Below are 12,570 nucleotides of genomic sequence, written 5' to 3'. Positions count from 1 at the left end.
TGACGACGAAGACGACGACGACAAGGACAACGCCAAGTCGTCGGACAAGAAAGACAAGAACCGCGCGGTTCAGAGGATCCTGTTCGATGCCCGCACAATCCTGCTGTTCGGCGAGATCAACGAAAAGATGGCGCGCGAGACGGTCTCCCAGCTTCTGGCGCTGGACGAAGAAGGCGCCGATCCGATCAAGTTGGTGATCAGTTCGCCCGGCGGTCACGTCGAATCGGGTGATGCCATTCACGACATGATCCAGTTCGTGCGCGCGCCTGTGAAGGTGATCGGCACCGGCTGGGTCGCCAGTGCCGGCGCGCATATTTTCTTGGCGGCCGACAAGAACAACCGCTACTGCACGCCCAACACCCGCTTTCTGCTGCACCAGCCCATGGGCGGCGTCGGCGGCAAGGCGACCGAGATCGACATCGAGGCCAAGGAAATCCTCAAGATGCGCGAGCGCCTTAACAAGATCATCGCCGAGGAAACCGGTCAGCCGATCGAGCGCGTCGCCAAGGATACCGACCGGAACTATTGGATGGGGCCGGACGAAGCCAAGGAGTACGGCGTCGTGACCCACATCATCAACAGCTCCAAAGACGTCTGAGAGAGTTCGCTCTAGACGGGCGCATCCTCGACGAAGTTGCCGATCTCGCCCGGCGGGTTAGAGCGTGCCGCGGTATCGCCTGTCTCCTGGGCCTCGCGCCAATGGTTGAGCGCCCAGCGGACCGAGGGGAACGCCAGGTCGTCCCACGGGATGTCGTCCCAGGCGAAGAGACCGACCTCGGACGTCTCTTCGCCAGCGTATATGTCGTCTGACAGCAGGCTTGCGGCGTACATCACCTGGACCTGGCTGATCCGGGGAATGCTGTAGACCGCAAGGACGTGATTAATCTCAATCTCCGCTCCTGCCTCTTCCTTGGCCTCGCGTTTCGCGCCATCGGCGGTCGTTTCACCGTTCTCCAGGTAACCTGCCGGTAGCGTCCAGAAACCCGAACGTGGGTCTATTGAGCGCCGGCACAGCAGGATACGGTCGTGCAGGCAGACAACCGAGCCGACGACGACCTTGGGGTTGGAGTAAAGGACAAAGCCGCAGTCGTCGCACACCAGCCGCTCGCGGTTGTCGTTCTTGGGCACCCTTCGGCTGACGGGCCCGGCTGGTTTGCGGTCGGCCATGACCCTTATATGTTAATCCCAAGACGGCAGATCAGCACCCCCGGGGCGCGATCACCGAATCACTCGCCGCTATAGCTGATGCGCCATACCGCCTTGCCGGTGTCGTCGGCAATCAACAGGCTGCCGTCAGCGGCGATGGCGAGGCCCGCCGGGCGGCCAATGATCTGGGCCTGTTCTTCGCCGGCGAACCAGAAACCGGTCGCGAAGTTTTCGTATCCGCCCGCCGGCCGACCATCTTCGAAGGGCACCCGCACGATCTTGTAGCCGGTCGGCGTCTCACGGTTCCACGACCCGCGTAGAGCGACAAAGGCATCGCCCGCGTACTCATCGGGGAACATGGCGGCATCGTAGAAGACCATGCCGATGGGCGCGGAGTGGGACTGGAACATGACATCCGGCAGGATCGTCTGCTCAACCAGGTCCGGCGCATCGTCGCCATACTTCGGATCGGGAATACCGTTGGCCCAGGCATAGGGCCAACCGAAGAACTCGCCTTCGCGAATGCGTGTGAAGTAGTCGGGCACCAGGTCGTCGCCGTAACCGTCGCGTTCGTTGACGACGACATAGAGTTCGCCGGTCTCGGGGTGGAAGTCGATGCCGACGGGGTTTCTAAGACCCGCGGCGAATGTCTCCGGATCCAACGCACCGTCGCGGAAGACCTGGACCGTTGCGCGGGGCAGCCGTTCGATACCGACATTGCCGCGCGAGCCGATGCCGACATAGAACGCATCGCTATCCGGTTCGAAGACCAGGGTTCGCGTCCAGTGGCCGTCGGGATCGCCCAGGGCCCCTTGACCGGTGATCGGCACCGGGCCCTGGCGCGCCGAGGTGTCGCCGTCCTCATAGGGAACACGCCATACCGCCTCCAGATCGGCGACATAGAAGTAACCGTCACGAAACGCCATGCCGGTCGGCGATTTCAGACCCCGCAGATAGGTGAAGGTCTCATCGGCATTGCCGTCGCCGTTGGTGTCGCGCAGCACCGTGATCCGGCCGGGCCTGGTCTGGGCCAGGAAGACATCGCCGTTGGGCGCGATGGTCATCCAGCGCGGATGGTCGAGGTCCTCGGCGAAAATGTTGACCTCAAAGCCGTCGGGCACGTTCAAGACCGGCGGATCGGGCCGCTTGTTCAACTCGCCGCTGTTGGCGTAACTCTCCGTCGCATAAGGCGGCGGCAGATCTTCGGGCGTGATCAGGAACTGGTAACCGACCGGCTCGTTTGGGCCAGATAGGTCCGTCTGCGCGGCGGCCGGCGCCGCCACCAGAAACAGAACCGTCGCCAGCCTAAAGATCATCGGTGAATCCTGGGCAAGACCTGTTGTTCCATCCAGTTGGTCAACTCCCTCTCGCGCACCTCCTCGCGCATCACGTCGTCGTCGATGCCGAGCGCCCAGGCGATGTCGAACCGGCTGGGGTCCTGATGTAGCGCCTCGAGCTGGGCGACATAGGCTTCGCACTGGTCGCCATCGCGGAAGAAACCGAGTTTCATCAGCTTGTCTTTGCGGCAGGCGATCAGCCGGGCCATCTCATGGAGGTCGTACTCGATGTGGTATTGCGGCGCCCAAAACGTCCCGCGCTTATAGGTGACGCAGACCGACTGGACCGCAGAGAAGTTGTTCGCCGCCAGGACCTGTGAGCCCGGCGGCAGGTGGGTCACCTCGTCGACATGACTGATGAAGGCGTCGAATACCGTGGGTTTGCCGGCATACATCGGATGGCCGCGGCCCTCCGGCGTCAGGCTGATCTTGCGCCCGATGCCCATTTCGCGGCCATAGGGGCTGGCGCGCACGATGCCGCCAGCCGCCGCCACGGCGATCTGGGCGGCCCAGCAACTGCCGAAGCTGGGCGTGCCGATCTCGAAGATGCGTTTCGCCAGATCGATCTGGCTGACGACCCGGGGCTCTTCCTCATAGGCGGTCAGATTGCAGCCCGTCCAGGCGATGCCGTCATAGTCCTCAAGCCCCGTGCCGCTGGGCAGCCCGGCGTCCGGGTCGGACGGATAGAGAATGTCGACGAGCGCGCCCGGCAGGTGTTTTCTCAAGAGATGGGCGTAGAGCTCGCCGGCGACCGAGCAGCCGCCCGCCGCCAATTCGTCGCGGCTGTCGCGGGCATAACCGTCAATGACCAGGAAGCGGATGTCGTTGGTCATTATTGTCCCCTAATTGGCCGCCAGGCGATCGACAATCGCCGGCAGATCGCCGTGGCGTTCGCAGATCGCATCGGCCGATGTCGTCTCCTTGTCGGTGTCGCGGGTCGCGGTGAACAGGATCGCCTTCATGCCGAGCGCCTGCGGCCCTTTGACGTCATTGTGGTCGCGGTCGCCGACATGGACCATTTCTTCGAACGTGACGCCCAGTTCGTCGGCGACATGCTGGAACATGCCCTTGTGCGGTTTGGAGTGGCCGATTTCGTCGGAAAAGGCATAGGAGTCGAAGAACCGGTCGACGCCATAACTATGCAGGATCTGGCGCAGCGCCTTGCCCGGCGACACGATGGCATCGGATACGACACAGAGTTGATAGCGCCCGGCAAGGTCGCGCACCGCGTCGACCACGCCGTGCACCGGGTCCGGCTTGATGACGAGTTCCATCTGCTCGTGCGCCTTCACGACCTCGTTCATCAGGTCGTCGCTCAGTGTGTGGCCCAGATTGGTCAGCACGAGTTCCAGGCGCTGGCGGATGGGCCACGTGATGTGGTCGCCCTTCCATGCCTTGTTGAACGCCTCGTCAGCCTTGTCATAAGCCTCGGAAACCGCCTTGACGTCGACCGCGTGACCGGCACGCTCAAGCGCCTCGGCAACCAGGTGACGGCGCTCGTCGACCTTGCTCTTGAGACCCATTGCCGCGCGCTTCGGCTCGTCGGAATCGTCGTGAATCACCGTGTCCCAAAGGTCGAAACTGACCACCTTCAACGCCATGGCGCCTTCCCCTCCCTGGCCCGCAAACCCGCTAGCGGCCTCATACCGCGATGCGCCTGGATATACCACACAAGGTTGCCAAGTCGCCAAGTGGGCGGCATGGTCCGCGCGCCATGGAAACCGTCCCACCCGAATTCCTGACCTTCGCCGAGCGCCTGGCCGATGCCGACGGTGCCGTGTTGCGCCGCTATTTCCGCACGGGTATCGGATCGGAAGCCAAGTCCGACGAAAGTCCGGTGACCCGGGCCGATCGCGAGGCCGAGACAGCGGTGCGTGCACTGATCGAGGAGCACTATCCCGATCACGGCATTCACGGCGAGGAGTTCCCCACCGTGCGCGGCGACGCCGAGTGGGTGTGGCTGGTCGACCCGCTTGACGGGACCAAGAGCTTCCTGAAAAGCAAGCCGACCTTCGGCTGCCTGATTGCCCTGGCGCACAACGGCCGCTATGTGCTGGGCATTATCGACCAGCCGATTACCGGCGACCGCTGGACGGGCGCGGACGGCCACGGCACCACTCACAACGGCCACCCCGTCAGGACGCGGGCCTGTCCGTCGCTGGGCCAGGCCGTCATGGCCGCTGTCGGCCCTGATGCCGAGACCGAGGCCGACGAATCGAAAGTCGCACCGCTGCGCCAGGGCGTGAACTGGCTGATGTACGGCCTGGAGTGTTTCGCTTATGGCGCCATGGCCAACGGCGCGCTTGACCTGGCGATCGAGGCGGAATTGGGTATCGACGATATCGCCGCTCTGGAACCGGTGGTGCGCAACGCCGGCGGCATCCTGACCGATCTGAAAGGCAATCCCGTCGACATCACCTATGCCGGGCGGACACTGGCCGCCGGCGACCAGCGGTTGCATGAGCAGGCGGTTCGGTTGCTGGACTTCTGACATGACCTTGATCACGCCCTCGGCGGCAGGCACATTCGGCCCATGAGCCCCGTCCCCGACGCTTTTCTCGCCCTGGCCCACAAGATGGCGGATGCCAGCGGCGACATCGCCCGCGCCAAGTTCCGGCGCGACTTCGATACAGAGACCAAGGCCGACAAATCGCCAGTGACCGAGATCGACAAGGCGGTCGAGCTGAAGGTCCGCGACCTCGTCGACCGGCACGCGCCCGACCACGGTGTGATCGGCGAGGAGTACGAGCCAACCCGCCCCGATGCCGAGTTCGTGTGGATCGTCGACCCGATCGACGGCACCAAGTCTTTCGTATGCGGCATTCCGCTGTTCGGCACGCTGATCGCGCTGCGCCACGGCGAGGACTATGTGCTCGGCCTGGTCGACCAACCGGTCATGCGGGAGCGTTGGATCGGTGCTGACGGCCACGGCGCGACCATGAACGGTGAGGCGATCCGAACGCGGAACTGCCCAAGGCTGGCCGATGCGGTGGTCACCACGTCCGGGCCCGACGATTACGCCTACTATGCCTATGACGCCATGCGCCCAGTCCACAAGGCCGGGAAATGGGTGATGTATGGCGGCGAGTGTTATGATTACGGCCTGCTCGCCATGGGGCTGCACGACGTCATGATCGACGCCGATCTCAAACAGCACGACTTTGCCGCGCCGACCGCTTTGATCCGCAATGCCGGCGGCGTCGTATCGGATTGGCAGGGAAAACCGCTCAGGCCCCGGTCGGATGGCCGGATTCTGGCCGTCGGCGATCCCGCGCTGCACGACCAGTGCCTGGCGCTGATCGATGGGTAAAACCTCCGTGATGGCGGAGCCTTCGGGGCTAAATTGGCATCGGTCGGACCAGCCTCGGCCACACAACCGCCGCACCTTCGACGAACAACCGGGCTAACCGCCGCCAAGACGCAGGAGAGTTTCATGCGCCGTTTTGCCGTACTCGCCACCCTCGCCTTTTTTGCCGCCCTTCCGGCCTCTGCCCAGGATGAGGGTGACGTCTACGTCGGCCACGGCATCTCGATGTATGGCGATTTAAAGTATGGGCCGGATTTCACCCATTTCGAGTACACCGACCCGAACGCGGTCAAGGGCGGTGAGATCCGACGATCGGCGCGCGGCACTTATGACAACCTGAACCCCTTCATCCTGCGCGGTACGCCTGCCGCCGGTATCGGCAGTATCTTCGACACGCTGATGGTGAGTTCTCAAGACGAACCATTCGCCGAGTACGGTCTGCTGGCCGAGACTGTCGAGATTCCGGACGATCGCTCTTGGGTCGCCTTTACGTTGAGACCCGAAGCGCGTTGGCATGACGGTACGCCGCTCACGGTCGATGATGTCATTTGGACCTTTGAAACCCTGAAGGCCGATGGTCATCCGTTCTACAGGGCCTATTACGCCAATGTGGTGAGCGCCGAAGATTTGGGCGGCGGCAAAGTGAAGTTCACCTTTGACCAGGAAGGCAATCGCGAGCTGCCGCTGATCATGGGTCAGATGGTCGTACTTCCGAAACACTACTACGCCGAACACGCCTTCGCCGAGACGACCCTGGAACCGCCATTGGGCAGCGGCCCCTATCGTGTCGCCTCGGTCGATGCCGGCCGCTCGATCACTTACGAACGCGTCGAGGACTATTGGGGCAAGGATCTGCCCGTCAATGTTGGTCAGAACAACTTCGGTACCGTGCGCTACGACTACTACCGTGATGACTCGGTGGCGGTCGAGGCGTTCAAGGCGCACGAGTACGACTTCCGCCTGGAGAACGTCTCGAAGACATGGGCGACCGCCTATACCGGCCCCGCCGTCAACCAGGGTCTGATCATCCTGGAGGAGATCGTCCACGAGAACCCGACCGGTATGCAGGCCTTCATCTTCAATCTGCGCCGCGACGAGTTTTCCGACCCCAGGGTGCGTGAAGCCCTGGGCTATGCCTTCGACTTCGAGTGGTCCAATCAGAACCTTTTCTACGGCCAGTACACGCGCACAAAGAGCTACTTCTCGAACTCCGAACTGGCGGCAACGGGACTGCCGAGTGAGGCGGAACTGGTGCTTCTCGAACCTTATCGCGACCAACTTCCACCGGAAGTCTTCACGGAGGTTTACGAACCGCCGACGAGCGATGGTTCGGGCAACATCCGCGCAGGTCTGCAAACCGCGAGGGGATTGCTGGAAGAGGCCGGATGGACGATCCAGAACGGCGTTCTGACTGGTCCCAACGGCGAGACGATGGAGATCGAAATCCTGTTGGGAAATCCGGCGTTCGAGCGGATCGTGCAGCCGTTCTCCCGTAACCTCGAACGGCTTGGCATAAAGGCAAACCTGCGCACGGTCGACGCGGCGCAGTACCAGAACCGGATGGACACGTTCGACTTTGACATGACGGTCGAGGTGTTCGGACAGTCGCAATCACCGGGCAACGAGCAAAGGGACTTCTGGAGTTCGGAGTCCGCCGACATCGACGGGGGCCGTAACGTGATCGGCATCAAGAATCCCGTCGTCGACGCTCTGATCGACGAGGTCATCTTCGCCGAGGACCGGGAGTCACTGGTTACCGCGACGCGCGCACTCGACCGGGTTCTGTTGTGGAACCACTACGTGATTCCGAACTGGCACGTGCAGGTCTTCCGCGTCGCCTATTGGAACAAGTTCGAAAGCCCGGAGATCCCGCCACGCTTTGGTTTGGGTATCAACACCTGGTGGATCGACCCCGGTCTGGCCACGGAACTTGAAGAAGCCGAAGAGGAACTGAAGGAATAGGCGCCCAGGAGACCGGGGCACCGCCATGCTGGCCTATATCGTTCGGCGCCTGCTGCTGATCGTTCCGACGCTGTTCGCCATCATGGTGGTGAATTTCGTGATTGTGCAGTTCGTTCCCGGCGGTCCGGTCGAGCGGCTGATCGCGGAACTGCAAGGAACCGGCGTCGACGCGACAGCGCGGTTCTCCGGCGCCAGTGGCGAAGTCGCCGCTACTACCGGCTCATCGACGGGTGCCGGCGGCGACAACGTCTATCGCGGCGCGCAGGGTCTCGACCCCGCGTTCATTGCCGAACTGGAGAGGCAGTACGGCCTCGACAAACCGCCGGTCGAGCGGTTCCTGCTGATGATGGGGAACTACCTTTCCTTCGACTTCGGCAACAGTGCCTTTCGCGACCGCAGCGTCATCGACCTGCTGATCGACAAGCTGCCGGTCTCGATCTCGCTTGGATTGTGGACCACCATCATTGTCTATCTGGTCTCGATCCCGCTTGGCATTACGAAGGCCGTGCGCGACGGCAGCAAGTTCGACATCTGGTCAAGCGGCGCGATCATTTTGGGTTACGCGATCCCCAGCTTCCTGTTCGCCATTCTGCTAATCGTCGTTTTCGCCGGCGGCTCCTACTTCAAATGGTTCCCGTTGCGCGGCCTGACCTCGCCTGGCTGGGATGACATGTCGCTGATCAATCAGATCCTCGACTACTTCTGGCATCTCGTGCTGCCGCTGACGGCACTCATCATCGGCAGCTTCGCGACGCTAACCATGCTGACCAAAAACTCGTTCTTGGATCAGATTAAGAGCCAGTATGTGGTGACAGCACGCTCCAAGGGGTTGGCCGAACGCCAGGTGCTCTACCGGCATGTCTTTCGCAACGGCATGTTGATCGTGATCGCCGGCTTTCCCGGCGCCATCATCGGCATCCTCTTCACCGGCGCGCTCCTGATTGAGATTATCTTCTCGCTGGATGGTCTTGGCCTGCTTGGCTACGAGGCCGCGATCAATCGCGATTACCCCGTCATGTTCGCCACGCTCTACATGTTCACCCTTCTGGGGCTGATCATGAACCTGGTCGGCGACTTGATGTACGTCGTCATCGATCCGCGCATCGATTTCGAAAGCCGGGACGTCGGCTGATATGGCGCTGGTCAACCTCGATCCCCTCAACCAGCGGCGCCTGCAGCAATTTCGCGCCAACCGGCGCGGCTATTGGTCGTTCTGGATCTTCCTGGTGCTGTTCTTCTTTACCCTGCCGGCAGAGTTCGTCGCCAACGATAAGCCGCTTCTCATCTGGTACGACGGCGGCGTTTATCTGCCGATCCTCAACGCCTATCCCGAGACCACATTCGACGGCGACTTCGAGACAGAAGCCGACTACCGCGACCCCTTCGTTGAGGATCTGATCAACGAGAAGGGCTGGATGGTCTGGCCGCTGGTGCCCTACAGCTACAACACCATCAACTACAACCTGCCTTCGCCCGCACCGAGCCCGCCAACGGCGGAAAACTGGCTGGGTACCGATGACCAGGGGCGCGATGTCGTCGCCCGCCTGATCTATGGCTTCCGCATATCCGTCCTGTTCGGTCTGGCGCTGACGTTCGTGTCCTCCGTCATCGGCGTCGCCGTCGGCGCGATCCAGGGCTATCGCGGCGGCTGGGTCGATCTGCTGGGCCAGCGCGCGCTGGAGGTGTGGTCCGGCATCCCGGTTCTCTACATCCTGATCATCCTGGCCAGCGTCATCATCCCCGGCTTCTGGACACTCCTCCTGATCATGATGCTGTTCAGTTGGACAGCGCTGGTCGGGCTAGTCAGAGCGGAGTTTCTGCGCGTCCGCAATCTCGACTATGTGCGGGCGGCAAGGGCGCTGGGCGTGCGCGATGGCATTATCATGTACCGCCACGCCCTGCCCAACGCGATGGTCTCGACGCTCACCTTCCTGCCGTTCATCCTGAACGGGTCCGTCGTCACCTTGACCTCGCTCGACTTCCTGGGCCTTGGCCTGCCGCCGGGCTCGCCATCTCTGGGTGAGCTCTTGAACCAGGGACGTGCTAACCTGCAGGCGCCGTGGCTCGGGTTGAGCGCGTTCTTTGTCATCGCCATCATGCTGAGCCTTCTGATATTCATCGGTGAAGCCGTGCGCGACGCCTTCGATCCAAGGAAAATGCCGCAATGAGTCTTTTGCAAGTACGCGACCTCACCGCTCGTTTCCGCGTCGAAAAGCGCGAAATCGATGCCGTGCGCAGTGTTTCCTTCGACCTCGACAAAGGCGAGACCGTCGCCCTGGTCGGCGAATCTGGCTCCGGCAAGTCGGTGACCGCGCTCTCGATCCTGCAGCTTCTGCCCTACCCGACCGCGAGCCATCCCAAAGGCAGCATCGTCTACAATGGCGAAGAGATGGTCGGAGCGAGCGACCGGCAGCTGCGCGATATTCGCGGCAACCAAATCTCGATGATCTTCCAGGAGCCGATGACCTCGCTGAACCCGTTGCACACGATCGAGAAGCAGATCGGCGAGGCACTTCTGCTGCACAAGGGCATGAACCGGTCGGACGCCCGCAAACGCATCCTGGAACTGCTCGATCTCGTCGGACTTTCCAACCTTAAGGGCCGGCTGGGCGACTATCCCCACACGCTTTCCGGCGGTCAGCGCCAGCGGGTAATGATCGCCATGGCGCTGGCCAACGACCCGGATGTGCTAATCGCCGACGAACCGACCACCGCGCTCGACGTCACCATTCAGGCGCAGATCCTGAAACTCTTGAAGGAACTGCAGGACCGTCTCGGCATGGCAATGCTGTTCATCACCCACGACCTCAACATCGTGCGCCACTTCGCCGATCGGGTCTGCGTCATGAATGACGGCCAGATTGTCGAGGCCGGGCCGGTGTCGGATGTGTTCGACAATCCCCAGCATGAGTACACGCGCCACCTTCTGGCGTCGGAGCCACGGGGCCGCCCCGATCCGGTACCCCAAGGCGCGCCCGAAGTCATCGAGGCCGACGACGTCAAGGTCTACTTTCCGGTCAAGGGCGGCGTGCTGCGGCGCACGGTCGACAACATCAAGGCGGTCGACGGCGTCACCATTAATCTGAAGGAGAGCGAGACGGTCGGTGTGGTCGGCGAGTCTGGATCCGGCAAGACCACATTGGGCATGGCCATCCTGCGCCTGATTGCGAGCAAGGGTGACATTCGCTTCGGCGGCGACGAGATACAGGGTATGGGCTTCAAGGAGCTCAGGCCGCTACGCCGCGAGATGCAGATCGTCTTTCAGGATCCTTACGGTTCCTTGAGTCCCAGGATGTCGATCAAGGACATCGTCGCCGAGGGCCTAAAGGTTCACGGACTTGGCAAGAGTGACACGGAGCGCCGCGATCGGGTCGCCGAAGCGCTGGAGGAAGTGGGCTTGGAAGCAGCGATGATGGATCGCTACCCGCATGAATTCTCGGGCGGTCAGCGCCAGCGTATCGCGATTGCCCGCGCCATGGTGTTGAAGCCGCGCTTTGTCGTGTTGGACGAGCCGACCAGCGCGCTCGACATGTCGGTTCAGGCCCAGATCGTCGAGTTGCTGCGCAAACTGCAGCGCGACCACAAGCTCGCCTATCTCTTCATCAGCCACGACCTGAAAGTCGTGCGCGCCATGAGCCATAAGGTCGTCGTCTTGAAGGACGGCAATGTGGTCGAACAGGGTGCGGCCGATAACATCTTTGATGCGCCGGAGACCGCCTACACGAAGGCGTTGATGGCCGCCGCCTTCGAGCTGCAGGCAACCGAGACCGGCGTCGTCGCAACCTGAACACCAAATCCGCTGCACGCCCGTCCCGGGGCGGCTATAGTCCGCGCCAACGGCAAACGCGGGAGTGACCGGCCATGGCGATGCTCTACATGAGCGGTTGGGAGAACGGCGAACATTGGGAGAGCCTGATGCGCCAGCACCTGCCCGATGTCGAGTTTCGCATCTATCCGGAAATCGGTGATCCCGCCGACATCGAGATGGCGCTGATCTGGCACGTGGCGCTCGACCAGCTGAAAACGTTCCCCAACCTGAAGCTGATCTCCTCTCTGGGCGCCGGCGTCGACCATCTGGTTGGCGAACGCCACCATCTGCCCGAAGGTGTGCCGTTGACGCGCCTGGTTGACCCATCGATGACGAGCCAGATGACGGCTTGGTGTGTCATGGCCGTCTTAAACCACCACAGGCGATGGGACGACTATCGCACGCTGCATCGCGAGCGCCGGTATGAAGAAATCGATGTCGCGCCGCCGGCAGCCGTGACGGTCGGCGTGCTCGGCCTTGGCGAACTCGGCGGCAGCGTTGCGCGTGCCCTCTTACCCATGGGTTACCAGGTCACCGGTTGGAGCAGATCGCCTAAGGACATCGAAGGCGTCCAGTGCTTTCACGGGGCTGATCAACTGACGGCGTTCTTGGCTGGCTGCGACATCGTGGTCTGTCTCCTGCCGCTGACCGACGAGACCCGTGGCATCTTGAACGCCGAGACACTCGCCCAAATGAAGCCGGGCGCCTTCATCGTCAACGGCGCGCGCGGCGCCCATATTGTCGAGTCCGACCTGATTGCGGCCATCGACGGCGGCCATATCGCCGGCGCCACGCTGGATGTCCAAACTCAGGAACCGATGGCGCCCGACCATCCCTTCTGGTTCCATCCACGCATCCTGACCTTCCCCCATGTCGCGGCGCTCACGATCGCCGAGACGTGCGCGCCGCAAATTGCCGAAAACTACCGGCGCATGAAGGACGGTCGCCCTCTGCTCAATCTGGTTGATATGGATCGCGGGTACTGATTTGTTCGGTTTGTTTCACCGGCC

At 62.3% G+C, this 12,570-nt stretch carries 12 protein-coding genes; 8 read left to right on the top strand and 4 right to left on the bottom strand.

Annotated features, from left to right (window positions below; genetic code table 11):
* Positions 1-598, top strand: a 598-nt coding sequence (locus AAF563_04565; GenBank protein MEM7120527.1) for an ATP-dependent Clp protease proteolytic subunit, incomplete at its 5' end; no start/stop codon positions are given.
* A gap of 11 nt (positions 599-609) precedes the next feature.
* Here AAF563_04565 and AAF563_04560 read toward each other — a convergent pair.
* The 4 genes from AAF563_04560 to AAF563_04545 are packed head-to-tail and all read right to left on the bottom strand — an operon-like array spanning position 610 to position 4,084.
* Positions 610-1,167: an NUDIX hydrolase gene (locus AAF563_04560; protein MEM7120526.1), complete on the bottom strand. Its 558-nt coding sequence runs from the start codon at positions 1,165-1,167 to the stop codon at positions 610-612.
* A 59-nt stretch (positions 1,168-1,226) separates the two neighbouring features.
* Positions 1,227-2,462 (bottom strand): PQQ-dependent sugar dehydrogenase, encoded by a 1,236-nt coding sequence (locus tag AAF563_04555; GenBank protein MEM7120525.1) that lies wholly within the window; start codon positions 2,460-2,462, stop codon positions 1,227-1,229.
* Complete coding sequence (locus tag AAF563_04550) at positions 2,459-3,316, bottom strand: type 1 glutamine amidotransferase (protein MEM7120524.1); 858 nt, start codon at positions 3,314-3,316, stop codon at positions 2,459-2,461. Before AAF563_04550 ends, AAF563_04555 begins: the two co-directional genes overlap by 4 nt.
* 9 nt (positions 3,317-3,325) lie before the next feature.
* The gene (locus tag AAF563_04545; GenBank protein ID MEM7120523.1) at positions 3,326-4,084 is read right to left on the bottom strand and encodes an HAD family hydrolase; all 759 of its coding nucleotides are present in this window, start codon (positions 4,082-4,084) and stop codon (positions 3,326-3,328) included.
* Positions 4,085-4,197: 113 nt separating this feature from the next.
* On the opposite strand from AAF563_04545, the gene AAF563_04540 reads away from it, so the two are divergent.
* From AAF563_04540 to AAF563_04510, 7 genes are all read left to right on the top strand, one after another.
* Positions 4,198-4,974 carry an inositol monophosphatase family protein gene (locus AAF563_04540; GenBank protein MEM7120522.1) on the top strand — a complete coding sequence of 259 codons (777 nt, stop codon included), beginning with the start codon at positions 4,198-4,200 and terminating at the stop codon, positions 4,972-4,974.
* Positions 4,975-5,016: 42 nt separating this feature from the next.
* Entirely contained in the window at positions 5,017-5,793 is a 777-nt protein-coding gene (locus AAF563_04535) for an inositol monophosphatase family protein (protein ID MEM7120521.1), read from the top strand.
* A gap of 123 nt (positions 5,794-5,916) precedes the next feature.
* Positions 5,917-7,752, top strand: a complete 1,836-nt coding sequence (locus tag AAF563_04530) for an extracellular solute-binding protein (GenBank protein ID MEM7120520.1) — start codon at positions 5,917-5,919, stop codon at positions 7,750-7,752.
* A gap of 25 nt (positions 7,753-7,777) precedes the next feature.
* Positions 7,778-8,884 (top strand): microcin C ABC transporter permease YejB, encoded by a 1,107-nt coding sequence (locus AAF563_04525; GenBank protein ID MEM7120519.1) that lies wholly within the window; start codon positions 7,778-7,780, stop codon positions 8,882-8,884.
* A gap of 1 nt (position 8,885) precedes the next feature.
* Positions 8,886-9,920, top strand: a complete 1,035-nt coding sequence (locus AAF563_04520; GenBank protein MEM7120518.1) for an ABC transporter permease — start codon at positions 8,886-8,888, stop codon at positions 9,918-9,920.
* Entirely contained in the window at positions 9,917-11,539 is a 1,623-nt protein-coding gene (locus AAF563_04515; protein ID MEM7120517.1) for an ABC transporter ATP-binding protein, read from the top strand. Before AAF563_04520 ends, AAF563_04515 begins: the two co-directional genes overlap by 4 nt.
* A gap of 74 nt (positions 11,540-11,613) precedes the next feature.
* Positions 11,614-12,546 (top strand): glyoxylate/hydroxypyruvate reductase A, encoded by a 933-nt coding sequence (locus tag AAF563_04510; GenBank protein ID MEM7120516.1) that lies wholly within the window; start codon positions 11,614-11,616, stop codon positions 12,544-12,546.
* Positions 12,547-12,570 lie beyond the last annotated feature (24 nt).

The organism is Pseudomonadota bacterium, from assembly GCA_039028155.1.
Lineage (GTDB): Bacteria > Pseudomonadota > Alphaproteobacteria > SP197 > SP197 > JANQGO01.
The sequence above is the reverse complement of the archived record's forward strand: the minus strand, read 5'-3'. Positions and strand labels throughout refer to the sequence as shown.

Coding starts and splice junctions, on each gene's coding strand:
- AAF563_04560 (MEM7120526.1), bottom strand. CDS start 1,167: ATGGCCGACCGCAAACCAGCCGGGCCCGTCAGCCGAAGGGTGCCCAAG.
- AAF563_04555 (MEM7120525.1), bottom strand. CDS start 2,462: ATGATCTTTAGGCTGGCGACGGTTCTGTTTCTGGTGGCGGCGCCGGCC.
- AAF563_04550 (MEM7120524.1), bottom strand. CDS start 3,316: ATGACCAACGACATCCGCTTCCTGGTCATTGACGGTTATGCCCGCGAC.
- AAF563_04545 (MEM7120523.1), bottom strand. CDS start 4,084: ATGGCGTTGAAGGTGGTCAGTTTCGACCTTTGGGACACGGTGATTCAC.
- AAF563_04540 (MEM7120522.1), top strand. CDS start 4,198: ATGGAAACCGTCCCACCCGAATTCCTGACCTTCGCCGAGCGCCTGGCC.
- AAF563_04535 (MEM7120521.1), top strand. CDS start 5,017: ATGAGCCCCGTCCCCGACGCTTTTCTCGCCCTGGCCCACAAGATGGCG.
- AAF563_04530 (MEM7120520.1), top strand. CDS start 5,917: ATGCGCCGTTTTGCCGTACTCGCCACCCTCGCCTTTTTTGCCGCCCTT.
- AAF563_04525 (MEM7120519.1), top strand. CDS start 7,778: ATGCTGGCCTATATCGTTCGGCGCCTGCTGCTGATCGTTCCGACGCTG.
- AAF563_04520 (MEM7120518.1), top strand. CDS start 8,886: ATGGCGCTGGTCAACCTCGATCCCCTCAACCAGCGGCGCCTGCAGCAA.
- AAF563_04515 (MEM7120517.1), top strand. CDS start 9,917: ATGAGTCTTTTGCAAGTACGCGACCTCACCGCTCGTTTCCGCGTCGAA.
- AAF563_04510 (MEM7120516.1), top strand. CDS start 11,614: ATGGCGATGCTCTACATGAGCGGTTGGGAGAACGGCGAACATTGGGAG.